The sequence below is a fragment of the Clostridium sp. KNHs205 genome, assembly GCF_000702945.1.
In the GTDB taxonomy this organism is placed as follows: domain Bacteria; phylum Bacillota; class Clostridia; order Lachnospirales; family Lachnospiraceae; genus Anaerocolumna.
In genome coordinates this window covers 3,044,455-3,070,509 of sequence record NZ_JNLE01000003.1, presented here as the reverse complement: position 1 = coordinate 3,070,509, position 26,055 = coordinate 3,044,455, and the positions used below count along the sequence as shown (strand labels likewise).

The window sequence follows — 26,055 nt, the reverse complement described above, 5'->3', positions numbered from 1 at the left end:
AAGCTACCAAAGCAGCATATTATCAAAAGTACATCCTTCTTGAATTACCCTTTAACAGCACCTATGGTCAGGCCACTTACAAAATATTTTTGGACAAATGGGTATACCAAAATTATTGGCCCTATTGCCGCTACTGCTGTTGCCATCTTTATAGATTCCGACGGCAGATCTGCTGTGTTAATGCTTAATCCCTGCTGAACAAGGAGCTGAACATTAGCCTGGCTGACTATCTTTTGTAAGAAATACTGTAAAGGATACTTATTGGTAGACTGTATATAAAGCATGGCATTATACCATTCATTCCAGTAACCAAGTGTTAAGAATAATCCGATAGTTGCCAGGGAAGGTTTTGATAAAGGCATAAATATCTTCCAGTAAATCCTGAAATCTCCGGCACCGTCAATGGCTGCTGATTCATAGAGGGAATCCGGAATTGACTTCATAAAATTTCTCATAAGAAAAATTGACCAAGGCCCCATAAGTCCGGGTAATATCATAGACCAGATATTATCCTTTAATCCAAGTCCATTTACCATCAATATATAACTTGGGATCAAACCTCCGCTGAATAGTGTTGTAAAGTAAATAAAGAATGAAATCTGATTACGGTATTTAAAATCATTTCTGCATAATACATAACCTGCCATGGACATTAGTAATAATCCAAGTGATGTTCCAACTACTGCAAGAGTAATAGTCGTCTTATACGCATTCAGAAGGTTTGTTATATTACCACCTAAAAATTTGTAGGCACTGAAACTGATTTTATTTGGTATTAATTTGTAACCTTCAGTCAGTATTTCTTTTTCACTCATAAAGGATGAGGATATTAGCAAGAGAAAAGGAAACAGGCATATTAAGGCAAAAACTGTGACCAATATATAAAAGACTGCTTTCATTACTTTTTCGTCTCTACCCATTGGTTTTCTATTTGTTATCTTTTTCGAATCACTCATTTGACACCTCCTAAAACAACGCGCTGTCTGGCTCTATTTTCTTAACGACAGCATTTACCAACAGCACGAGTATCAATCCGAAAATTGACTGGTAGAAACCAACTGCTGCACCCTGGGAGAAATTAAACTGACCTACCAGGCTTCGGAATACGAATGTATCAATAATATCTGTTTGTGGGAATAATACTGAATTATTACCAATCAGGTTATAGAACAAATCAAAGGAACCCTTTAATATACCACCTAAACCGAATAGGAAGAGTAATATAACTGTAGCCTTTAATAACGGTATGGTGATATAACGAATCTTCTGCATAGGAGAAGCACCATCAAGGGCGGCAGCTTCATAAATATCTGCACTGATACCGGTAATTGTCGCCAGGTATATTATCATACCGTAGCCTGTTTGATTCCAAACCTTAAAAAATACAATAATGTATTTCCAGATTCCCTGATCGGAATAAAAATCATGTTTCTCAAGTCCTATATTCATCAATAATGTGTTTATAAAACCATGATCATAATTAAATAAGTTATATGCAAAAAAGCCTACAATAACCATGGATATAAAATACGGCAACAGAATAACAGACTGTGATATCTTTTTAAACCATTTGCTTCCAAGCTCAGATATCATAATAGCAAAGGCAACTTGGAACAGGTTACAAAAAGCCAGAAACGCAAGGTTATACACTAAAGTGTTTTTTGTGATTCGCCACAAATCACCTGTCTTTGCCAGAAATTCAAAATTCTTTAACCCGACAAAATCGCTGCCGAAGATCCCCTTACCTATACTGTAGTCAACAAATGCGATGTACGCACCCGGCATAGGTATGTAGGCAAAAATAATAAAGTACACAATAACCGGTAAAATCATTAAGAACAAAATGCGCTTACGCCTTAATTCGCGAAAGAAGTTCTTAAAATGGATTGTTAATTTTCCCATATAAAATCCACCCTTCAATTCATTTTTTAGATATACTTACTATTGTAACCATTTAATCAATGAAAATTACTCCACTCTTTGTGGTATTCTTTCATGGAATCGTTTCCATTAACAAGTCAAATTGTAATTTATGTGAAAATTATAATATTACATTCGGTCTTTGTCAATATATTTTGCATTATTATTTTTATAAAATATTTTAGTTTTTATAAGTTATTGTTTATACTTTTCCTGTTTCTTCATTATAATGTCTAAAAATATGCACAAATAAAATTATAGAATTATCGACTTTCCATTGACAATTATACATGTCAACGATATAATATTTTCAACAATCCATTATTTATGGTAACGTTTTCACTTTCAGTAACAACAGCTGTTTTTGCTGGAAATTGATCATAATAAATGCAGTAATTGCTTAAGTAGAAAGGACCTGACTCTATGAAGTTATTTGAAAACCTATATGTGTTTCAAAAGGGTAAAACAACCTATCGTTTTCTGCCCACCGGTGATATCTTTGATTTCACCCATCAGGGCACTATGTTAAATGAGTTTCGCGGAAATGCGAAAGACGGCTCACCAAACAACATATATTTGAGAGTCTATAAAGATAATACTGTCAGCGCATACCCTCTTTTAGGAATCCGCTCAAATTCTGTTCTGAAAAAAGGAGAAAACTCCCTTATCCATACAGGAACAGTGGAAGGAATCCATTACGAGGTAACTTTCCATGGGCTTGAGGGAGTTTGGTTCTGGGAAGTTAGTCTTAAAGGTGGCGGAGAGACTGTAGACTTATTATACGGCCAGGACATTGGCGTATCTTCTGTAGGCGGTGTTCTGACCAATGAACTCTATGCTGCACAGTATCTTGGACACAGCATTTTTCACACAGAGAAGGGTTGTACCGTATGCTCCAGACAGAATCAGGATCAGGGTGGCAAGTACCCCTATCTGCGACAGGGTTCCGTCGGTGTTCCAATCCTTCATTACGCTACAGATGGTATGCAGTTCTTTAAGACTTCCTACAAAGACAGTGATATACCGGAGGCGCTAACTGAAGATCTCCCCGATGTTAACTATCAGTTCGAATTCTCCTATACAGCTCTTCAGACAGAGAAATTTGCCTTAACAGCACCGGTTAAAACTGCTTTTTACGGACTTGCAAAAGAAAATCATCCAGAGGCTATTGAAGGTGTTGAGTTCGAAGATGAAATAGTAAATGCATATAACAGCCTTACAGCTGAGACAACAAATCCTTGCCCTGCCGTTACCATCAGACCTGAGTTTGGTACACCTTATTCCTCTCCTTCCCTCACAAAAAAAGAGATATCTTTACTCTTTCCAGAACGGGTATTAGAGGAGTATGAAGAAGACACCCTCCTTTCCTTCTTCACAAAAGATCACAGTCATATTGTAACCAAGGAGAAAGAGCTTCGTACAGAGCGTCCTCACGGAACAATATTTATGACCTGCCCTGATGTGCTAAAGGAAATCAGTAATAATAGCAATGAAATTGAAATGAATCACAACAACATGGCCAGTACAGCCTATATGTATGGTTTATTCAACGGACAGACCATCCTTGGAAATACATCCTTTCATAAGCTCATCTCTACCTCAAGAGGACTTTTGAATATTCAGAAAAACTGCGGTCAACATTTGTATATCAAGCTGTCCGGCACTTATAGATTGTTAACTCTGCCCGCTCTCTTTGAAATGGGTATGAATTATGCGAGATGGTATTATGTTCTGCCGGGTGACATGTTAAGAATTACTTCTTATACAGCTGCCCATAGCCCTAATGTAGTTCTTGAGGTTTTAAGTCTTCAGAAGAAAGCTTATGATTTTATCCTGACAAACCAATTGGTATTGGGAGAAAATGAATACTCCAGAGAAGTAACCTTTGACAAGCTAAAAAACGGTTTACGTTTTAAGGATATATCGAAGGAATACCCTGAACTTCACTTTGATATGCTCTTTCAGGGTGCCAGATGGGAAATCAGTGATGATCGTATTTTCTATGATGACGGCCTTACCAGAGATGAGAGCTTCCTGACCGTAACTTTAAAAGAGACTTCAGAATTTAATTGTATCATAAAAGGTATAACAGACGGTAACTTTACAGAGGAAATACCCGGTCTGTCTTTTGAAGAGGAAAAGGCTGCTGCTTTAGCTTATTACAGCTCTTTAAACAGAAGCTTTCATTTAACTGCTGGTAACGAAGAAACTGCTGCCCGTGTGGAAATACTGAATCAGACCGCCTGGTGGTATACCCATAATGCCATGATTCATTTTGCTTCTCCCCATGGTTTAGAGCAGCCGGGCGGTGCAGCCTGGGGAACCCGGGATGTCTGCCAGGGTCCAATGGAATATTTCCTTATGACACAGAACTATGAGCTTGCTGGCAAGGTACTTTTAAACATTTTCTCACACCAATATGCTTCTACCGGTGAATGGCCTCAGTGGTTTATGTTCGACCGCTATAACATCGATGCCGGAGAATGCCATGGTGATGTGGTATTCTGGCCCCTTAAGTGCATAGGTGATTACCTGGAGGCCTCCGGTAATTATGAGCTGCTTCAGGAAACTATTCCTTATGCAGATGAAAAGACATCGAAGGAATCACTGCTCTTACACATAAAGAAAGCCTTTGAAGCTATTAAGGAACGTTTTATAGCTGATACCGGCCTTATCACTTATGCTGGGGGAGACTGGGATGATACCCTCCAACCGGTGGATCCCAATATGCGTGAGCATCTGGTAAGCTCCTGGACAGTGGCACTTGCCTACCAGACACTGAGACGTCTTGGCAAGTCACTTGCTGCTACTGACAAGAATTTTGCTGATGAACTAACGGAAAATGCAGATAAGATTGAGAAAGATTTCAATTCCCTGTTGATTAAAGATGAAATCATTCCCGGCTTTGTACGTTATGATAAGGGAGATATCAAATATATGCTCCATCCTGTGGATAACGAAACCGGCATACAATACCGGCTGCTTCCCATGACCCGCAGTATTATAGCGGAACTGGTTGCACCAGGTCAGGCTAAACATAATATGGAGCTTATAGGCAGAGAATTGAAATTCCCTGACGGTGTTCACTTAATGAACCGACCTGCCAGCTACAAGGGTGGTGTCAGCAAACTCTTTAAGAGAGCGGAACAAGCTGCCAACGTAGGAAGAGAAATCAGCCTTTTATATACCCATGCTCATATTCGTTACCTGGAGGCCTGCGCAAAGCTTGGCGATGGAACTACAGCCTGGGACAGCTTATTTACTATTAATCCTGTTCTCATTAAGCAATCCGTTCCCGCTGCCTGCTTAAGACAGAGCAATATGTATTTCAGCAGCTCCGACGGTATGTTTATGGATAGATACGATTTTGCCGAGAACTTCGACAAATTAAAGTCCGGTGATATCCCGGTAAAAGCAGGTTGGAGACTATATTCCAGCGGACCAGGAATATATTTAAACCAGCTGGTATCCAATATATTAGGTATCCGCTTCCTGCCTGATGCCCTGATTCTGGACCCTGTACTGCCAGCAGCACTTAACGGCTTAAAGCTTAAGCTTGATTGCTTTGGCAAGGAGGTAACTTTCCATTACCATATAAATTCAGATAAAAATGCTGATACTAATTCTGATCGTTTAACTGTATATGCTGATGAAACCCCTATAGCCGGAGAGGAAATACCCAATCCTTACCGTAATGGCGGAATTAAAATAGATAAGAACGCACTGGAAAAGGATTATTCCGAAATTAATATTTTTGTAAGGCTTCCTTAAATCCGAAGTACCTTATACAAGTTGAAGCAAGTTCTTTCTATCCTTCCAGCTGCAAATAGGCCTAAATGGAAGCCGGTAATTTGCAGTTGGAAGGAGCAATTACAAAATTCAACTTATATAGAAAGGAAATTCAATGAAAATCTATGCTACAAAGGAATCCAGACTGCTTCTTGCAAAAGAGCTGGCTGCCGAAGGAATCGTACTATTAAAAAATGAGAATTCTCTGCTCCCTATAAAACCCGGTACTCCTGTTGCAGTATTCGGACGTGCACAGTTGGATACCCTGATTGGCGGAAGCGGCTCAGGTGCCTCTTCCTCAGAGGATACTACACTGATACTTGACGAATTCAAAAAGGCTGGACTTAAAATTGACTTAAACCTTGAAGAATTCTACCGCAGTGCCCTGCAGGCAGAAAAGGAGAAAGCCCCTGCTCCCGAAGAAGAACGGGCAAAGTTCACCGAACTCTTAAACAGTGGTATGATATATGAGATATTCGGAAAATATAAAGCTCCTGCTGAGGAATACTCTGTTCCCTCAGAACTGATTGCTGAAATCCCCTCCAGCAACACTGCCGTTTTAATACTCGGCAGAGGTTCCGGTGGCGAAGAATGTGACCGTAGAATTGATGAAGATTACTATCTCACTGCATCGGAAAAAGAATTACTGCATAAAGTTGCTTCTCATTTTAATCAGGTAGCACTGGTTTTAAACATAAACGGCTTTATTGATTTAAGCCTGCTTCAGTCTTACTCTTCTATTAACTCCATCCTTTTTCTTGGTACTGCCGGTGAACAGGGAGCTGCTGCGCTGGCAGAGGTGGTAACCGGTAAAGTGACTCCAAGCGGAAAACTTCCCTCGACTATGGCCTATTCCTATGAGGCCTATCCGTCAGCGGAGCTTTTCTTCACTGATAAAGACAGAGCAGAAACAATTCTGACCTATGAAGATTTTGGACTGTCGGCAATTGATAATCACAGTACCGGCTTTACAAAGAGCCCGGTTGCTCTTTACAAAGAAGGAATCTATGTAGGTTACCGGTACTTTGATACCTTTAACATCCCTGTTATGTATCCCTTCGGACACGGATTATCCTATGCGGATTTTCTCATAGAGAATTCTTATGTAAGTCAGGAAGGTAATAATCTTCTGGTAAATGCTAAAGTGACCAACCAAAGTGAAAAGTATTCCGGCAAAGAGGTTCTTCAGCTCTATGTAAGTGCTCCCGCCCTTCTCCTTGAAAAACCCTATCAGGAGTTATTGGCATATGTTAAAACCGCCGAACTTAAACCGAAAGAATCAAGGAATTTTACCTTAAGCTTCTCCTTAAAGGAACTGGCAAATTATGATGAAGCTTCTGCAGCCTATATTATTGAGAAAGGTTCCTACTTCCTTCGGCTGGGTAACTCCTCCCGTAACACACATATTATCGGTAAGATACAGGTAACAGAAACAATCGTTACTGAGCATATTACCAACAGACTGGGACTTGCTCCTGTTAACAAGGATAAACTTACCTTCTTAAGCAACAAAGATGCAACTCCTTACTCCTATGAAGGGGAGACAGATGAAAAAGAAAAGGCTCCCTGCCTGCTTACCCTTAACCAAACTATATTCGATTCAAATATAGCTGCCTTTCCTGAAAAGAACGGCAGTAACACAAATAAATCAAGTTTTTCAACTGCTTCAACTGCTTCAATTGCCGGTACTAGTTTAACCTCCTTAGAGAATTTTTCCTCAGACATATCCGCCCTTGAGAATTCCTCATCAACCGAAGGAGCTTCTTTTATAAAGGATGGCAAAAAGTTTCCTGCCTTAAAGGATGTCAGTGATGGTCTCCTGTCACTGGAGGCTTTCGTTAGCCTTCTATCTGCAGAAGAACTGGCAGTGTTGTTAAATGGCTATGGACCCGGGCTGCCTTTTGGCGGGATGGGCGGCAAATATTCCTCTACCATTCAATATAAAGATGGCAGTGACATCGCAGTATCCACTCATCCAACAGGTTTTCCAGGTTATATTTCCCCAGCTCTTGAGAAATATGGAATTCCCTCCGTCTTTTACAAGGATGGTCCTGCAGGAGTTCAAATGACTGCCTGGCCAACAGGCATATCCATGGCCTGCACCTTTAATAACGAACTATTGCAGGAATTTGGCGCTGCCTGTGCCACTGAAGCTTTGGAATTACAGGTTGACAGTTGGCTTGCACCAGGAATCAACCTGCAGAGAAATCCCATTGGTGGCCGTAACTTTGAATATTATTCCGAAGATCCCAGACACACCGGCTTCTGCGGACTCTATATTACTCTGGGAGCTGAAGAAGCAGGCGTAACCACCTGTCCGAAACACTTTGCCTTAAATGAACAGGAAACTTACCGAAGAGGCAGTACGAAGAATTCCTTTGATGCCCTTGATTCCATCGTAGAGGAACGTGCAGCCAGAGAACTGTATTTAAAGCCTTTTGAAATAGTCGTAAAGAACAGCAAGGTTTCCACTATCATGACCTCCTTTAATAAAATCAATGGTGTTTTTGCTGCCGGTAATAAAGAACTCTGTGAAGGTATCTTAAGAGAAGAATGGGGTTACGAAGGTATTGTCGTAACTGACTGGGGTGATATGGACATTGTTGTGGATGGTGCGGATGCCATCGCTGCTGGAAATGATATTATTATGCCCGGAGGTCCTCCTGTTATAAGCCAGGTACTAAAAGGTTATAAAGAAGGTCGAGTTACCCTTGCAGACCTGAGAATATCAGCCGTCAGATTCCTTCACTTTGTAATGAACAGCAACAGCTGTAAGAAATACTGGGAAGAAACAAATAACTGATAATTTTCTCAAATCTTCATTTACTTAAAGCTTTTAGTGGCTAAAGTTTATTCTGTATTGACCCACAATACTTTATAATACAAATAATTATTAATACTGTTTAGGTAATACCCCAAGATATTTTAGTCGCTTTCTTTCAGATCAAGGTACCTAAATCATCCGGAAAAATGGCTCAGAAAGCATGTTAAATGCTTCTGGGTCATTTTTCGTGTATTCGCTTATTAATATACTAAAGCAGGTTTGAAAATCTGTGGCTCCACTTTGCCTTAATCTATCTTGCAACTCAGAAGTATGGAATTATGACACCTCCAAGTTCGTGCCTTGCTCTCTCAAACAACTTTAAAAAGTGAAACAACCCGAAACTAAATCCTTCTAAAATAAATAAACTCTTCTACATTTAAAAATAAATTAATTTAACAAACTACCTTGACCGATACTGTCTATTGTGATAGACTACTCATAAATAGTCTATTGCAATAGACAGACAATAATTAAAGTGAGGTTTAAGAATTGGAAAAAGACTTGAAGTTATATGATGCCGAATACCGTTTCGCCTGTATAGTATGGGAGCATGAACCCATTCAATCGGGTGAACTTGCAAAGATAACAGAACAGATATTAGGCTGGAAACGTACAACAACCTATACTGTATTAAAGAAATTATGTAACCGCAATATCCTGAAGAACGAAGGCTCAATTGTGTCTTCACTGGTCAAGCGGGAAGAAGTTGAACAATATGAAAGCCGTGAAGTAATGGAGAAGAGCTTTGGCGGCTCCTTGCCCCGGTTTATCACAGCCTTTCTTGGAAATGGCAGTCTGTCGGAGAAAGAGGCAAACGAAATCAAAGAACTCATTGACCGTTATAAGATGAAATAATTAGGGGAGGTAAAGAACTGAATGTCAATTTTTAATGAATCTCTGTTTCATATTATCCTTAATATGTCAATTACTTCTTCTGTGGTAATCTTCACGGTCCTTTTTATCCGAATTTTCTTCAAGAAGCTTCCGAAGGTGTTCTCTTATGCTCTATGGTTTTTCGTATTATTCCGGCTCTTATGTCCGGTAACCATAGAAAGCTCCGTTAGCATCTTCAACCTTTTTGCAAAAGAGAACAATACAGCTTCCGTTATGGAGCCTGTTCCTTATAACATTGGTTATCAGGAAACCCCTGAGGTGAATCTTTATATTCCCCCTGTAACTGCTACCGTGAACCAGAGCCTGCCAGCAGCCACACCAAATGCCAGCATTAATCCCATGCAGTTTCTGATGTTTCTCACTGAGCTTCTCTGGTGTATTGGTATGGCTCTGATGCTGCTAACAGGAAGCTTCTCTGCGCTGCGTTTAAAGTTAATCCTGCGTACATCCTGCCGCGTAAAGGATAATATCTACACTGCCGAAGCTTTAACTTCACCTTTTGTATATGGGATTATTTCACCTAAAATATACCTGCCGGCTAACCTTTCAGAAACGGAAAAGGAATATATTATTCTTCATGAACAAACCCATATTAAGAGATTCGATCATTTTATCAAACTGCTGTGGCATATAACCTTGTGCCTTCATTGGTTTAATCCACTGGTCTGGATTTCCTTCCGGCTTATGGAACGAGATATGGAAATGAGCTGCGATGAAGCGGTTATAAAAATAATGGGCGAGGAAATCAAAGCAGCTTATTCAACATCTCTTTTTCAAATGAGCTGCAGAAAAAAATCCTTTAAGACTTATTTTATCACTCCTTTAGCTTTTGGTGAGACCGGTTTGAAAACAAGAGTAAAAAATATATTATCTTATAAACGGCCTGTTCTCTGGATTACTTCCGTTTCAGTTACAATTATATTACTGATTGCTGTTACTCTGCTTACAGATCCAAAACATGATACCAAAACAGACATCAATAAAAACACAAAAGAACAATCAGAATATAGTCAGGATATCTCTGAGGTTACTGCTGCAACTGCTGAACCTGTATCTGATAGTAATTCTGATAACCTAGAAAATAATTTTAGTCAGCCTTCAGAAAACAAGCAGGATTCAATTACTACGGACAACATTAATAGAACCACCTATAAAATAACTTCTTTCAATAGATTAGAAGGTGCTCCTCCAGTAGAGGTTACAATTGTATTAATCTCTGACGAAACAATAGATTATTTAAACAGGCTAACCTTTCAGCTATCGGCTAGTTCCTATTACAGTCCAGGAACTGACCCGGAATTATTGGACCGTTATTATCGAATAACTGCAACCTCAGAGGATTCTTTTAGGGATTATTATTTTTTTTCAAAGGAAGGCAATGCTTATATACAAATAGGAAAATCAGGCAATCAGATTCCACTCACCCTAAAGGACTATATGATTCTTTCCTATCTGTTGCAGCCAAATTTAAATACAGCGCAAGTGGTGGAGGATAATTTAGAAATTATGCTTTCTACACCTCTGCCCTATAGTAACACTGCCTTAGTCGTGCAAAAGATTATTGATAAATATCCTTTGGAATATGAGAACATCTTAAAATACGGCGACGCAGCTCTTTCTTATATGCTGACCTGCTTCCAAAAGGGTGAGGGTGATACTATAAAAGGTGAACTTATGATGCACTTAAGCAACGAAATCCTCGGAGACAGATCAAATTCCGCTGCTGCCAGTCTTACACCAACGGAGTGGTTCCGTACACTTAAGATTATACCTGCAACCACACTTCCAAATTATACCTACGAAGGAGAAGATCCAATTCTAAAGCTTGTATACGAATCAGAAACAGAAATGCATAAAAACAAGGAGTTAGGTTTTCTTATCCTTGCTCCATATATTTGGGATTATTATTCCGAAGGTACCAGAATAAAAGTTTTTGCAACCATATACTATTCCTATTACAATCTTTATGGTTTAAATCTATCTGTCAACGGCAGTAGTATCATTCCGGTTGCAATCACTTACCGTAAGGACACTGATGGCAATTATTATCAGGAAAATTATAGTGAAGCTGCAGATGGAAGTTACTTTAAGACGTCCATCAGAGATTTCTGCACAACCCCCGAATCCAATAAGGAGATACCAGGGTTAGCCGACAAGATTATTAACAACTATAGCAATAATACTGAATTACAAAAGATTATGGAAGCCAATTTAAAAGAGCATCTTAAGAAATACGGCTTAGAAGATGTAACCATAAAACAATAAGAAGAAAAGAAAGGCAATTAGATTCAATTTTGTGTATTACATGCATAAATATCACTTAATTCTGCACCTGTTATTTCCGCTGATACTGCGTTGTCGTCAATCAATATAGGAGCAGGAGCCGCTACGCTTCATTCCTTCGCCTTGCCTCAGCGAAAATATCAAGTGCTGTTATTAAGCTGGATTTATACAAGGCAGTACTAGTTATTTACATAAGGAAACCAGAAATACTAAGCTTTCTATTTTTAATTATGATTTATAGTAACATATCGGATTTATAAGCTCACCCCTTTGTTGTCAGAGGACACAGCTTATAAATCTGATATTTATTTTTATAAGGATTAGATTAATCCTCCATTGCTATTGCTTCTATGCGATGTACCAGCATATCAATTGCTATATCATTAAGACCGCCTCTGGGGATGATTATATCCGCATACTTTTTATAAGGTTCTACGAAAAGTTCATGCATGGGCTTCACTGTTTCTGTATACTGTGTTATTACAGAATCCAGGTCTCTTCCTCTCTCATTTACGTCCCGCTTGATTCTTCGAATCAGTCTTTCATCTGCATCGGTATCCACAAATACCTTTATGTCCATCAATTCTCTTAATTTCTCATTTTCAAATATCATGAAACCATCCAGTATAATAACTTTTGCCGGATTAACTCTCTCTGTTTCCTTTAAACGGGTATTCTCAATATAGGAATATACCGGTCTGTCAATCCCCTCACCCTGTTTAAGTTTCTTAATATCTTCTATTAAAAGATCTGTGTCAAAAGCATCCGGATGATCATAGTTAATCTTCGTTCTTTCCTCCGATGACAGCTCAGAAAATGGTTTATAATAATAATCGTGGCTGAGAAGTACCACCCTATTGTCACAAATATTCTGCAAACGGTTAACAACGGTGGTCTTTCCGGAAGCAGAACCTCCTGCAACACCGATAACAACAATGTTTTTCATTTGTTCCTCCAACTAATACATCACACAAACGTGAATAATTCCTTTTATCAGAATATAGTACTACAACCTCCTATATAAAATCAACCTTCTAAGCGGAATTTCAGTTATTTTGTGATAGCATTATTTACCTGTTTCCGAATAAAGATAACAGCCTCCCTATAATCATTGAGCATACGGAATCCTTCAGCAAACAAAGATATTACAGCTTGTCAGATACAGGCAGTTTGCTTAAAACTGAACATTGTATCAGCTTGTCAGATACAGATAGTTTAGTTTGTTTGTATCAGCTCCTCCATTTCAGAAGCAGCGAGGAACTTGTAATTACTGCAACAGAACCGACATTATGTACCAGGGCTCCTAATACGGGATTCAATATTCCTGTAATTGCAAGGGCAATTGCCAGGAAATTAAGTGCCATGGAGGCCGTCAGATTAATTTTAATTGTTTTCATCATCTGCTTTGAGAGTTTTAACAGATGGGGCAGTTCCTTTATATCATCACTGATAAATGCCATATCTGCTGCTTCAATAGCAACATCACTTCCAATCCCTCCCATAGCAATTCCTACATGGGCAGTTTTTAATGCCGGTGCATCATTGATACCATCACCAATCATGCAGACAGGTTCGCCCTTCTTTTCATAATCCTTTATAAAGGACAATTTATCTTCCGGAAGACAATTAGTATGTATTTTGGAAATTCCGGCTCTGGTTCCCATATGAACACCTGCTTTTTTTTCATCTCCGGTTAACAGTAAGGTTGCTATCCCTGTTTTATGGATTTCAGCTACAATGTCTGCTATCTGTGGTCTCAGGATGTCTGATAGGGCAATTAGCCCCACTGCTTTCTCTTCTATGGCCAGATATATAACTGTTCCGCCATCCTCCCTGGCAGCTTCACCTTCTTTCTTTAACTTCTCCGGCATTATAATAGCATATTCTTTTAACAGGTTCTCATTACCGGCATAAACACGTTTTCCTCGACAGACAGCCGTAACTCCCATTCCTGTATACATTTTAAAGTCTTCTGTTTCTGCAGGAGCAGCTTCTGAAAGGTTATTGTAGTGTTTAACAATGGCTTTGCCTAAGGGGTGCTCCGAACGCTGTTCCACTGCTGCTGCCATTTCCAATAAATCCTTAGCCGAAATATCCTCAATTGGCACAACTGCACTTACAGCGAGTTTACCATAGGTTATAGTACCGGTCTTATCAAAAGCTATGCACTTAACCTTCGACAGTCGTTCCAGTGCGTCTCCTTCCCTGATTAAAATTCCGTACTTTGAGGCATTTCCGATGGCTGCCATAATCGCTGTAGGCGTAGCAAGTACCAGGGCACAGGGACAGAACACAACCAATACGGTTACAGAACGAATAATCTCCCCAGTTATAAACCAGGTTATACCTGCTGATAATAATGCAATTACAACAATCCAGGTAGCAAAACGGTCAGCTACTCCTACAATTTTAGCCTTTCCGGCATCTGCAGATTCTACCAGCCGCACCAACCGCTGAAAAGAACTGTCTTCCCCTACCTTCTCTGCCTTCATGTCAAAGGAACCGAATTGATTGACGGTACCGGAGGATACCTTATCGCCTTCCTTCTTATCGACAGGAAGGGCTTCTCCTGTCATTACTGACTGGTCAATGGAAGTTTGTCCTTTCAGTATTACACCATCGACTGCTATGGTTTCCCCAGGAAGAACCCTTAATATATCACCGGCCAATACTTCAGCTGCAGGTACTACAGATTCCTTACCGTCCTTTAGGAGTCTGGCAGTTGAAGGAGTCATCTTTATTAATCCTTCGATTCCAGCTCTTGCTTTTGCAACTGTACGTTCTTCCAGATAAGCGCCAATAGTCATAATAAATGCAACTTCACCAGCTGCAAAGGTTTCACCTATTACAACAGATGCAACCAATGCAATAGATACCAATACATCGGCTTTGATATCAAATTCTGTTACCAGCCCTGTTACTGCTTCTTTTACAATAGGTATGCCGCATAAAAGAATTGCAATCCAGGCAGCATCAACTGGGAGGCCACCAATATCAAAAAAGCTTATAATCAGGGCTGGCAGGGATATCATTAGAAATAAGACTGTTCGTTTCTCCCCATCTTTAAATATGTTTAACAAGGGCTTTGCTCCTTTCCTGTTATATACCCTTAGGGGGTATAAGTATATAAGCATTATACCCATAGGGGTATACCCTGTCAATGATTAATTGAATTGTCTCTTTGAAATGTTTATTGCCGGGTTGTGAAATAATACAAACCCGGCAATAATATAATGTTCGTGTGTTATCTATGCTTACTTAAATTGAATCTTTCAAACAGGCATATTGGAAAGGCGGTTGTGTTTGTAGATAAAAACCGTTTCTTACCTGTCCAACCCAGTTCTGGAATATTGATTTCCAATCATTCTGGGCAAAGAAACTTGCTATTGGATCTGAAGCGGTGGAATCCCATTCAAGGATTAAAAATGGCCCGATACCAAATGACCAGATTCCATTTTGCTCTACTCCAGTCTCACGAATGAGCAGCAGGGGTAATCCATATTGATAAGCCATTGCTGGTTCTATCTGGGCGAAAGGACTGCCCTCCCAGGCAGCTCCTGTCAGGGGTTGATTTAAGTTATTTATTACAAAATCTACATTTCGTTGTCTTAAATTCAAGGATACCATTCCATAGCTGGATAATATCATACGCCTGATATTAGTAAGCGGTGTCTCCGGATACTGCTCTGAAATAGGCAGTGTTCTGGGAAACAATATGGCTTCTTTGATTTGCAGGATTATATTGTCTACAAAGAGCTGCTGTACAGAATTCAGTCTGCTGGGATGGCTTAAAAACACAGGAATACGGTATAAAAGGCTGGATGCTTCTATCATTAACGCCGTTGGTTCAGTGTACTCACTATAATCAACTTCTTTTATTTTCTTTGAGTTGTCAACACTCACAGCATTCACCTCCTTTCATAATAATTTATGAAGGTGGGTGGGTGTATGTTACATATTTCGACATTTGTAGAGGGACAAGAGTTCAATAAAATTAGTATTTGGCAGGGGGACGGCAACTTGCAGAAGCCAGAAAGAACTCATGCTTCGACTCCAAGGCATAAGAAGTCCTAATTCTCTGATAATTTTTGTGCTTGACATATTATACAACAGACAACTCGCTTCGCTCAAACAGTCTGTTGTATAATATAGCACAAAATTTTCAGAGAATAGGACTTCTAATGCCTTTCCATAGGCGCATTCGTTCTTTCTGGCTTCTGCAAGTTGCCTGTTCTTGTATGGAAGCATGGTTTTGATACTTCCATAAATTTTTGATTGTTTAGTTGCTACAAAATTTTGATAGTCTCATTAAATAATTTACCGGAGGCTTCTCATATTGATATTTTAGCATTTATTTCACTATTTTATCTAATTTTTACTTTAGGATATCTGTTAGCTGTAAATCCTCCATACTCGTATAAGAGTAATCAGCCTTATCATAGCCTGCTGCACTTCCTACGGCAACTGCCACCGCACTGGCTGCTTTTGCCGCATCGATGCCAGCTTTGGCATCCTCCACTATGACACAGTCAAACGGTGAGAGATTTAACAATTTGGCAGCTAAAAGAAAGACCTCTGGGTCAGGTTTGCTGTTCGTGATGGAATTACCATCGGCTACCCCATCGAATCTGTCTGCTAAGCCTATCTGTTTTAAGATAAATGGAGTATTTCTGCTGGAGGAACCGATTGCTGTCTTTATTCCTCTTATTTTTAATTCCGTCAGCAGTTTTGTTACCCCCGGCAGTATATGACCGGGAGTAAGCTCTGATAACAGTTCCTTGTAGTAGGTGTTTTTTCTTTCTGCCATAGCCTGTTGTTCTTCTTTTTTATATTTCTTTTCTGACCGTTCCAGTACAATAGCCAGACTCTCCATTCTACTGACGCCTCTGAGTCTTTCATTTATCTTCCGGTCAAAGTATATCCCTTCTTCTGCCGCCAGCTTACTCCATGCCATATAATGGTACTCATCCGTACTTACTATGACCCCATCAAGATCAAATATTATGCCTTTTTTCATTTCAGTCTCCCATCTGCATGCTTGGGCACATGTACAAAATCAAACATCAATTATAACTGCTCCAGCCACTTGATACACATGTTTGTCCAGCAATTCATGCTATACTCTTTCACTTCTTCTTTATTCTTAACCGTAAGGTCACATAGACTCATTCCGTGAGGGCCTCTGGCGAACATATGTAACTCGCAGGGTACCTTAAGTTCGTAAAGTCGGGATGCCAGAAGGGTCAGATCCGTTGCGGGTATAATACTGTCTTCGTAACTGCCCCAGATGAATACCGGCGGCAGTTTCGGATGCAAATATTGTAACAGATTCAGGGTTTCAGCTTCTTCTTCCGTTACTTTTTCATGTCCAAGAAGAATCTCCCTGATACTTGGTCCTCTAAAATCAGGAATTAATCCCTTATCCATAAGTTCTATGACTGCTGGCGGAATACTACCTTCTTTTTGTTTTGGATGTAGTGTTACAGCCGGATATCCCAGAATAATACCGCTTGGCATCACCTGTTCTGCTGTCAGCCCCAACCCCTCTGTTATTATTGCATTCTCTGCGTATATACCAAGACTTAATGCCAGATTTCCACCGGCAGAAAATCCTGTCACATACACCTTTTCACTTATCAGCCATTCTTCGGCATTTTCCCGTACGATACTCATAGCTCTGGCCAGTTCACACAAAGCTGTCGGAAAGGGATTTTCTATCTTGACGCTATACTCTACTACAAATGCATGGTATCCGTGCCGGTTAAAAAATAAAGCAACCGGTTCTCCTTCATTCCGGGATACCATAGTATATCCACCACCCGGACAGATAACGACGGCGGGCCTTTTCATGCCTTTTCTTCCAAATTCACCGTCATCCAGAATATAACTTGTCATAACTGCCTGTGAGGTATCGGATATTTTGTATGTTTGATGTATCATGCTGTATCTCCTATTTTACTTCGTCTGTACTGACAAATTATTTTTAAGGAATCTAAAAATTTGCTCCATATTGGTTGTGATACCCATAAATATTACTATAAAAATACCCAGGATAATATTATTTAGGGAGGAGGGCATACCATATACCGTTAACCCTTTTGAAAATATACTCATTGCAATGGTTCCTGAAAATATCCCAAGTGCCATATTAGAGAACCTGGACAGATAAAGACCGACCAACACTGCTCCCATGGAACTGAACATCAGATAGGTTGAGCTTAAGTTTGCTTCAGGCGCCACCACTGCTTTTGATGCATTCAGCAGTGCGCCAATCCCTAATAAGACTCCCACAATCAGATAGGTTATCAGTATGTTTTTCTTTTCCTTCACCCCGTTATTTACGGCTAAAAGAGCGTTATTTCCAAGGCTTCTTGCATCATATCCATATTTGGTATATTTCATTAGCCCCCAGAATATTATCATTACAATTGCCAGCACCATATAACAGTATGGCTGGGTTCCTAAAAGCGCAAGTTTCGGATACATAAACAGTCTTACCCCGCTGCCATCAAACAGCAGCCCGCTCAAAGCCTCATAAAGCATTACGATTCCTAGGGAAATAATCATGGTAGGTACCCGAAAGCTGATATATAGGACTCCTTCAAACAATGACAAAAGCACTGAAATTACAATACATAAGAGGATTAGTACCATAAGGTTCAGACCATATTTTATTGCCAGGTTACCTGCTATAATACCGGTCAGTACCATAATGGAACCTGCTCCGAAGTCCCATCTGCCTCCTGACAGTGGAAGGGCCACTGCAATTGCTGTGATAGCAGAAAGAACTGAGGTCTGAAAGATGTCTTTGAAGCTGGCTTCCGTTATAAACAGGTTGTTTCCACCCTTAAGCTCTATGAGGACAGCAAAGAGCAGCCATAAGGTTATGGGGAAGATAAAGGTCTGAAGAAGTCTTATTGCCTGTCTTTTCATTTTATTATTCATTCTGCTCTCTTTTCTACCTGCGTGCTGCTTTTATATCCTCTATGCTTCTGGAAATAAGTACTGAAAGCTCTTTATAGGAACCAGTTCCGTCATAGCTTTTCAGAACACTCTTTAATTCCTCCGCAGTCACGGAGCTTTTGCTGAAATCATTGTTTACAGTGGTAAGCATATATGTCTCGAAATCATTCAGTTCTTCTTCATTTGTAAAGGTCGGATAATTTATGGTACCGTTCATTTCAAAGCCTGCAGTTGCATCAGTCTTCCAGTTATGTCCGTTAACGGCATCGAACATCAGTCCAAACATATATGCTACAGACTCCACATAATTATTTGTGCCTCCAATTATTAAGGTTCCGTCTAAAAGATACTGGCGGGAGGATTCATTATATCCCAGGGCTGCAAGCTTTATGGAGCCTTCTCCGTTATTACTGCTGCTCCAAAGTCTTCCAGTTTCATTAATCGCCGGCAGTACCATATCCATACCGGAGCTCATACCAAAAATTGCATCCATGTCACTGTTTCCTGTAATATATGCCTTGGTATCCTCCCCTACTGTTGCAAATCCTGCTTCTGCCGGTAGACTGCCGGTAGCTTCGTTAGGGCTGATATCAACACCTGCTGCCATGAGTTCCTTCGTAAAGCCCTGACAGATGGTTAAGGCATCTGAAAAAGCATAGGTAGGAAAAGAAATGGCCCCGACCTTTTTGGCACCGGAGGCAGCTACTGCTTTACCATAAGCAGCTCCCAGTTCATATCCATGGTCAGCTCCGAACTGATATATACCACCCAGAAAATATTTGCTGTAATACAGGTCAGACTGGTCTGCTGTGCCCCAGTTACCGTATTGATTGTATTTTCCGTCCTTATTTGCTTCATTTTTCGCTTCCCCAAAAAGAGTTCCGTAGTATACTCCTGCTGCATCACATTTTTCCATTGCTTCACCGATAACCGTGTCATATCCGCTCATGATTGCATTACAGCCGGTGGATATAAGCGCATCCACTGCTGCCAGGTGTGCTTCATTATCATTGGCAACTGCCGTCTGATACTCAAAACTGACAGGAAAATTTTTGGCAAGATAGTTGTCACAGTAATTCTTTAATTCTTTTCCCTGAATATCCGTATAGTTGTACAAAATAATTCCAATCTTAACGTCTTTCACCTTATCCTGGCTGCCGATTTCTGTACCGGTTCCTTCTTTATCCACTTCTTTATTACTGTTTGCTGAAGAACAGCCTGTTAGAGTAATGGTTATTAATAACAAAAAGGCTGTTATTAATGCTGTTATTTTTTTCATACCTAATCTCCTTTTAGTTTTTTAGTGAAATATAAAAGCTTTAATTAACACAGTCAAATTATATTACTTGGGCATTACCTTTGTTTTAGTACGTGAGGATGTAATAAAAATTACTGCCAGGAACACGAAAGCCTTTAATAAGGCTACCATATTGGGATTCATACCAAGGATTGTAAGCCCCTTAAGCAGAATCACATAGGTGAATACCCCTACCATTGCTGAGCTTAACCTTGTATTTCTTCCTCCGGCAATGGACATTCCTCCAAGAACAACCGCTACCAGTACATCCATCTCAAGGCCAGTTCCAGTAGAAGACTGTACCTTTCCTACTGCTCCCAGCTTAAAGACTGCTGCGATTCCAACACAGACACCGGCAATCACATAACAGAGCAGCTTTGTAAGTCCCACTGTTACACCGTTCTGTCTGGCTGCCACCTCATTGTCACCGACAGCCCGTGCTCCCTTACCAAGTTCTGTCAGGTAGAAGACAACTGATAGGATAATCAGAAATACTGCCATTATCACCACCATAAAGACATGATCCTTTTTAAAGAGCTTTAAGCTGACCGTAGCCACAGATATACTGTCATTGGGTGTCTTCTGACAGATATAAGCTACAAACCCTCTGGCTGAGAACATGATCGCCAGGGAGGTGATAACAGCCATGAGACCGAATTTATTCGTTACCACCGCATTTACGGTATAGCAAACTACTGCAGTTACAACAGAAGCCACAACACCAGCTGCCAGAGAATGTGTATTATTAATTGCAAGTACCGCCGTCAGGGAAGCAATTGCAACGACTGCCCCTGAGGAAATATCCATTCCTCCATGGGCAAATATAAAGGTCATACCGCAGCAGATAAGTACCAGCGGAGTGGCTGTTTCCAGCATAGAGTTCAAATTATATGAACTGAACAGATTTCCTCCGGACAAAATACCGAATACCGTTAACACCAGTAACAAGCCCAGCCACTGGATTAATGCACCCTGATATGTTTTTAATATTTTGATCATATGGTTTTCTTAACCTTCCTGTCTCTATATCATATACTCAATGACATCCGTATCCTTCAAGGACTCTGACCGGTGAAATTCCTTAGTTATACAGCCATTTTTTAGTATAAGGATTCGGTCGCACATACCGATTAACTCCGGTAATTCCTCCGAGATGATAAGAACTGCATAACCCTTCTTCTTCATATCATGTATGAGACTGTACATGGTAGTCTTTACCCCAACATCCACTCCCCTTGTAGGACTGTCCAGAATCAGGATTTTGCTGTGGTTACCGATAAGCTTTCCAAAGGATACCTTCTGTTTGTTACCACCGGACAGCTCACGGATCAGCTGTTTTCTTGAGGTGCATTTAATGCTCAGTAATCTGATTTGTTCTTCTGCAAATTTCTTTTCTTCCCAGGGAAAAACAAGAAATTTGAACTTCTTAAGCAGATTCCAGGCTGAAATGCTTAAGTTATCCTGTATACTTTCATTCATTATCAGGGTTTCCGTATCACGGTTTTTCGATATATATCCAACCTTCATTCTGTTTGCATGGCGAATACTCCTTAAGGTCTCACCTGCTACCAGAACTCTGCCCTTTTGTGCCTTTCTAAGTCCTGCAACTATCTGCCCCAACTCATGTATTCCACAACCTGATAATCCGCCAAAGCCAAGAATTTCTCCCTCATGCAGTGTAAAGGATATATCCTCTATTCCCTCAGCTGTTACATTTTCCACCTTAACTGCTGACTTGCTGCTAAGTCTGCCCTCATAATCCGTTCGGTAAAGATGCTCAGCCAGAGTTCTTCCTACCATAGCTTTCTTAATATAAGCTTCGTTGAAATTTTCCTTTATGATGGTATCTATCAGGTTCCCATCCCTTAAAACTGTAAGGCAATCACATACCTCCATTAATTCCGGAAGGTCATGAGATATGAACAGCACAGCTTTTCCCTCTTTTCGCAGCTGTCTCATGATTCCATGAATCTTCTCCCTGCCGTCCTGTGAGAGGGCGGTGGTGGTCTCATCTACAATTAACACTTCCGGCTGATAATAAAGTGCTTTGGCAATCTCCACCATTTTTCTGATCTCAAAGTTCAGGGAAAAGGCCGGTACCGTTACATCCAGTTCCGTAAGCCCCACCATAGCAAGAGCTTTTTCGGCTTCCTTTATCATTTTCCCTCGATTAACGAGACCGAAGCCGCCAAAACTCCCTTCTTTTCCCAGAAAGATATTCTCAGCAACAGACAGCATATCTATGGTGTCCTTCTCCTGTACAATCATAGATATGTGCTTATCCCTGGCTTCCAGAGGAGATTTGGGGCTGTATACCTTCCCTTTCAGGTACATTTCACCGGAGGAGGCCTGATGAATTCCGCTGATTATAGAGGATAACGTAGACTTGCCGGACCCGTTCTCTCCAATCAAGCCTTGGATTTCTCCTCCTCTTACCTGTAAGGATACCTGGTTTAAAGCAGTAACTTCACCAAACCGCTTTACAATATCCTTTATCTCTAAAACTAGAGTATTTGATTCCATTCTTACCTCTTTCCTGCCTGTTACAAATGCGTATCCCATTTACCGCAAAAGGGATCAACAGGACTCTTACCCTTAAATTCAGATTCCCCTGTTAATTTTCTTACCAACTCCTCCAGCACAAAGTCATTGGAACTGTAGGTATTGATATAGGTACGTACTCTAGGGACATCCAGAAGATGATATGGATTTTCCAGAGAAATGAAAATGGTGGGAACGTCATGTATATAATGCATGCAGTTGGCTCCCATGGGTTGCGCCCATTCAATACGAACGGAGGTCTGATTGCTCTTGGTAGCCAGATTGGCTATATAGATTATCAAATCATAATTTTCAGTAACTACGGTGGTGGGAGGCGTCTTTCCTTCGCTGCCATCCGGCGGACAGAACGTATCTACCGAAAAGCCTTTTTCCCGCAATCCCTCCATCACCTTTTCTCCCACGCCGGCTTTTACACTGTAGATTGAAAAGCCCCCTGCAGATTCAATGGGATAGAATAATATTCTTGGCGTCTTCTGCGGTGACAAAGGCAGTACCCCGTCCTCTTCTTTTACCAGCGTAATGGCTTCATCTGCGCATTGTCTGGCCCATGCTTTATGTTCTTTACAGCCCACTATCTTTACAGCTTCTTCAAGGGATACCTCTTCAGGCTTCCTGTGCAGTCCCAATGCCGCTTTCAGGGCAAGTATCCTGGTTACTGCTTCGTTGAGCCTTTCTTCGGTGATTACACCATTTCTTATTCCTGCCAGCATAAAGTCATAATCTTCCTTTAGATTCCTGGCAAATAAGAACATATCCGCACCGGCTGCAATACTCGCAGGCACGGCATCTCTTCTGGACATAGCCGAGGTGTATCCGGCCATTGTTGTAGCATCTGTGATAATTAAACCGTTAAAACCAAGCTTGCCTCTTAACAAATCCCCCATAAGCTCTTTTGCCAGGCTGGCAGGCAGTATCTCCTTGTCGCTGATCTCCGGACAGTAAAATTTCGTATATGCAGGCTGCATTATATGTCCTACCATACAAGTGAGCGCTCCGGCTTCAATACAGGACGAATAGATTCTGCCATAGGATTCATCCCATTCCTTGCAGGACATGGAATTGATACTTGTTACCAGATGCTGATCTCGTTCATCCTGTCCGTCCCCGGGAAAATGTTTGATAGATGCAGCCATTCCATGAGACTGCACCGTCTTTACATATTCTACTCCCAGCTCCCTCACAAGTTCAGCATCGGAACCAAAGGTTCTGGTATTGGTAATGGGGTTGCGAAAGTTCCCGTCAATATCAATAATAGGAGCAAAAGCCCAGTTGGCCCCCACTGCCTTTCCTTCTGCTGCACAAACCCGTGCCAAACGCTGTCCCATTAACCGGCTGCCGGTGGCAGCAACCTCCAGAGGAGCTCCAAAAAGGGTACCCTCCGTGACAATTCCGTTACCTCCCTTCTCCAGATTGGCTGCAATCAGCATGGGAATAGCTGCTTTTCCTGCGATTTTGTTGGTAAATTCTATGGCCCTTTTCAGGGGAATTGTACGATACATACAGCCTCCCGGCTTTAATATGTCATAAACATATTGTATTTCTTCTTCCTGTCCCTCTTTGAAATTGACACAGAAAAGCTGCCCGGCTTTCTCTTCCTCACTCATATTTTCCAAGGTCTTATAAACCCAGTAAGTATCCTCTTCCTTTAGAAAAAAAGGATTACCACGAAGGTCAGTTCTGGGATACTTCATCGATCTTTGATTTTCCATATTACCTCTTTTCTATGCACACTCCGGTACACCGGCAACTTAAATGATAGTAATTTTTGCACTTAAAAACGTTATATTGGTGTTCCGTTATAATTGCCAATAATACCCGTATTTTGTTCCAGTCTGTCTTGTAACAAGAGGATTGCTTAGAATAAAAATCAATGCATTTTCTTGCTGTGCACTTAATATATCACAGTAAGTCAGTTAACATCTATTCCGATTTTGTGGTATATAGGGGGTATTTTTTGCTATTTTCATCAGTACATTGCATTTAGAAAGAACCTGTGATATATTCCTTTATGAGACCATATGCCTTTTAGGAAGAAGGTGATTTTTCTGAATAATAATTTTGAGTATGCTTTTATGGATAATGATTTTCCGGTGAGAATATTTCTTCAGAAGATTAACCATTATAAATTACACTGGCATAATCACATAGAAATAATATATGCTTTAAATGGCTCTATTCAAATGACCACAAATGGGGTTAATTTTAAGCTGGATAAGGGACATATCTGCTTTATCAACAGCGGTGTCATTCACAGCACCAGCAGGGGGGATGAGGATAATCTTATTCTGACCATCCATATTACGGATTCAAAGAAAAGTGTATTCTACAACTTTAAGAATATGAAATTCAATGCTGAAACTTATCTGGACAACTTTCAGAGGAACCTGGTACCTTTAACTGAACTGCAGCATCTCCTGACAGAAATCTACCGTGAATACCGAAGTAAGCTTCCCGGTTATGAAAATATGATACTGAGCCACATCAATGCCTGTTTTGCTATTATGATACGCCGCTCCTATCTGGTTCCAAAAGAAAAGGATGACTTTATAGGAGAAGATAACCTAAAGCGGTTTAATCTGATTCTGGATTATATTAATGAACATTATGCAGAGAAGCTGTCACTGCAAAAACTTGCTGATGCCATGCATATGAATTATTATTATCTTTCTCACTTCTTTAAAGATATTGCAGGAATAACCTTTCAGGAATATATAAACGGACAGCGGCTGAACCAATCGGAAATCCTGTTGTCCGCCACAGATAAGACAATAACCCAGATAGCTTTAGAGAGCGGTTACCCAAATATTAAAGCCTTTACAGCTGCCTTTAAAGCCAATTTTGGTATGATTCCCACCCATTATCGGAAAATGCTGAAAGAAACTGCTGCCGTAGAGGATTCCTCTGCAGACAATGATATTGAGATATAAGATAATATATTTATAATTATTGTATGAAAGGGCTATTACCTTTTTTATTCTTTATATAAGAAAGTCTGTAGAAATCTAACCTAAACCAAGATTCATTAATAAATAATAAGTGCAGGAACAAGATAAATCCATAATTTATAAGAAAAAAAAGAAATAAAATTGCCGTATTTGCAGAAGAAGCAGACGCTTTCCCTAGCAGATACGGCAATACTTATCAGGACATTCTGGAGAAATGCTCCACAGCCTTTGAGAAGTTGGCTATGGTTTTATCCGCATCTCCGTGTTCTATCCCTTCTTTTACACAGTGATTTAAATGCCCTTCCAATACAATCTGTCCTACCTTGTGCAGAGCACTTTTGGCAGCATTGATTTGTATCAGGACATCTTCACAGGGTATATCTTCATCTACCATTTTATCAATTGCTTTTATCTGGCCCATTATCTTATTTAAACGTCTATGCAGATTTTCGGAATCCATGCATTGTTTCATAACAACCTCTTTTCTGAATATCAAATCTATGTTGGATTGATAATCCTTATCTTTTCTGATACCTATAGGGGGTATCTAAAAGTATAGCATGGAACCCTTATCCCGT

General features: G+C 40.3%; 18 protein-coding genes. 5 read left to right on the top strand and 13 right to left on the bottom strand.

The window, feature by feature from the left end; genetic code table 11:
- Positions 1 to 44: 44 nt before the first annotated feature.
- The gene (locus tag BR73_RS0112685; protein ID WP_081848647.1) at positions 45 to 956 is read right to left on the bottom strand and encodes a carbohydrate ABC transporter permease; all 912 of its coding nucleotides are present in this window, start codon (positions 954 to 956) and stop codon (positions 45 to 47) included.
- 10 nt (positions 957 to 966) lie between these two features.
- A complete protein-coding gene (locus BR73_RS0112680) occupies positions 967 to 1,902 on the bottom strand; it encodes an ABC transporter permease subunit (RefSeq protein ID WP_033165818.1) in 936 nt (311 codons plus the stop codon).
- A 441-nt stretch (positions 1,903 to 2,343) separates the two neighbouring features.
- Here BR73_RS0112680 and BR73_RS0112675 point away from each other — a divergent pair, with 441 nt between their 5' ends.
- The 4 genes from BR73_RS0112675 (at position 2,344) to BR73_RS27440 (ending at position 11,692) form a co-directional block, all read left to right on the top strand.
- Entirely contained in the window at positions 2,344 to 5,691 is a 3,348-nt protein-coding gene (locus BR73_RS0112675) for a hypothetical protein (RefSeq protein ID WP_033165817.1), read from the top strand.
- A gap of 133 nt (positions 5,692 to 5,824) precedes the next feature.
- Positions 5,825 to 8,512 carry a glycoside hydrolase family 3 N-terminal domain-containing protein gene (locus BR73_RS26785; RefSeq protein WP_051685182.1) on the top strand — a complete coding sequence of 896 codons (2,688 nt, stop codon included), beginning with the start codon at positions 5,825 to 5,827 and terminating at the stop codon, positions 8,510 to 8,512.
- Positions 8,513 to 9,022: 510 nt separating this feature from the next.
- Complete coding sequence (locus BR73_RS0112665; protein WP_033165816.1) at positions 9,023 to 9,388, top strand: BlaI/MecI/CopY family transcriptional regulator; 366 nt, start codon at positions 9,023 to 9,025, stop codon at positions 9,386 to 9,388.
- Between the two features lie 21 nt (positions 9,389 to 9,409).
- The gene (locus BR73_RS27440; RefSeq protein WP_051685181.1) at positions 9,410 to 11,692 is read left to right on the top strand and encodes a M56 family metallopeptidase; all 2,283 of its coding nucleotides are present in this window, start codon (positions 9,410 to 9,412) and stop codon (positions 11,690 to 11,692) included.
- Positions 11,693 to 12,035: 343 nt separating this feature from the next.
- Here the strand turns inward: BR73_RS27440 and udk are convergent, their stop codons facing one another.
- From udk to BR73_RS0112600, 10 genes are all read right to left on the bottom strand, one after another.
- Positions 12,036 to 12,656, bottom strand: a complete 621-nt coding sequence (gene udk, locus BR73_RS0112650) for a uridine kinase (RefSeq protein ID WP_033165815.1) — start codon at positions 12,654 to 12,656, stop codon at positions 12,036 to 12,038.
- 283 nt (positions 12,657 to 12,939) lie between these two features.
- Entirely contained in the window at positions 12,940 to 14,790 is a 1,851-nt protein-coding gene (locus BR73_RS0112645) for a cation-translocating P-type ATPase (RefSeq protein WP_033167402.1), read from the bottom strand.
- 178 nt (positions 14,791 to 14,968) lie between these two features.
- On the bottom strand, positions 14,969 to 15,544 hold the full coding sequence (locus BR73_RS0112640; RefSeq protein ID WP_156034830.1) for a hypothetical protein: 576 nt from the start codon (positions 15,542 to 15,544) through the stop codon (positions 14,969 to 14,971).
- A 541-nt stretch (positions 15,545 to 16,085) separates the two neighbouring features.
- On the bottom strand, positions 16,086 to 16,727 hold the full coding sequence (gene pgmB, locus BR73_RS0112630; protein ID WP_033165812.1) for a beta-phosphoglucomutase: 642 nt from the start codon (positions 16,725 to 16,727) through the stop codon (positions 16,086 to 16,088).
- A 50-nt stretch (positions 16,728 to 16,777) separates the two neighbouring features.
- Positions 16,778 to 17,650 (bottom strand): alpha/beta hydrolase, encoded by an 873-nt coding sequence (locus BR73_RS0112625; RefSeq protein ID WP_033165811.1) that lies wholly within the window; start codon positions 17,648 to 17,650, stop codon positions 16,778 to 16,780.
- 15 nt (positions 17,651 to 17,665) lie between these two features.
- A complete protein-coding gene (locus BR73_RS0112620) occupies positions 17,666 to 18,655 on the bottom strand; it encodes a hypothetical protein (RefSeq protein WP_033165810.1) in 990 nt (329 codons plus the stop codon).
- Between the two features lie 13 nt (positions 18,656 to 18,668).
- The gene (locus BR73_RS0112615; protein WP_033165809.1) at positions 18,669 to 19,952 is read right to left on the bottom strand and encodes a hypothetical protein; all 1,284 of its coding nucleotides are present in this window, start codon (positions 19,950 to 19,952) and stop codon (positions 18,669 to 18,671) included.
- A 63-nt stretch (positions 19,953 to 20,015) separates the two neighbouring features.
- Positions 20,016 to 20,969, bottom strand: a complete 954-nt coding sequence (locus BR73_RS0112610; RefSeq protein ID WP_033165808.1) for an ABC transporter permease — start codon at positions 20,967 to 20,969, stop codon at positions 20,016 to 20,018.
- Positions 20,970 to 20,993: 24 nt separating this feature from the next.
- Complete coding sequence (locus BR73_RS0112605) at positions 20,994 to 22,493, bottom strand: sugar ABC transporter ATP-binding protein (RefSeq protein ID WP_033165807.1); 1,500 nt, start codon at positions 22,491 to 22,493, stop codon at positions 20,994 to 20,996.
- 20 nt (positions 22,494 to 22,513) lie between these two features.
- On the bottom strand, positions 22,514 to 24,241 hold the full coding sequence (locus tag BR73_RS0112600; protein ID WP_197032661.1) for a glycoside hydrolase family 3 protein: 1,728 nt from the start codon (positions 24,239 to 24,241) through the stop codon (positions 22,514 to 22,516).
- Between the two features lie 363 nt (positions 24,242 to 24,604).
- Between BR73_RS0112600 and BR73_RS0112595 the strand changes: the two genes are divergently transcribed.
- On the top strand, positions 24,605 to 25,459 hold the full coding sequence (locus tag BR73_RS0112595; RefSeq protein ID WP_197032660.1) for an AraC family transcriptional regulator: 855 nt from the start codon (positions 24,605 to 24,607) through the stop codon (positions 25,457 to 25,459).
- Between the two features lie 214 nt (positions 25,460 to 25,673).
- Here the strand turns inward: BR73_RS0112595 and BR73_RS0112590 are convergent, their stop codons facing one another.
- Complete coding sequence (locus tag BR73_RS0112590) at positions 25,674 to 25,949, bottom strand: metal-sensing transcriptional repressor (RefSeq protein WP_033165805.1); 276 nt, start codon at positions 25,947 to 25,949, stop codon at positions 25,674 to 25,676.
- Positions 25,950 to 26,055 lie beyond the last annotated feature (106 nt).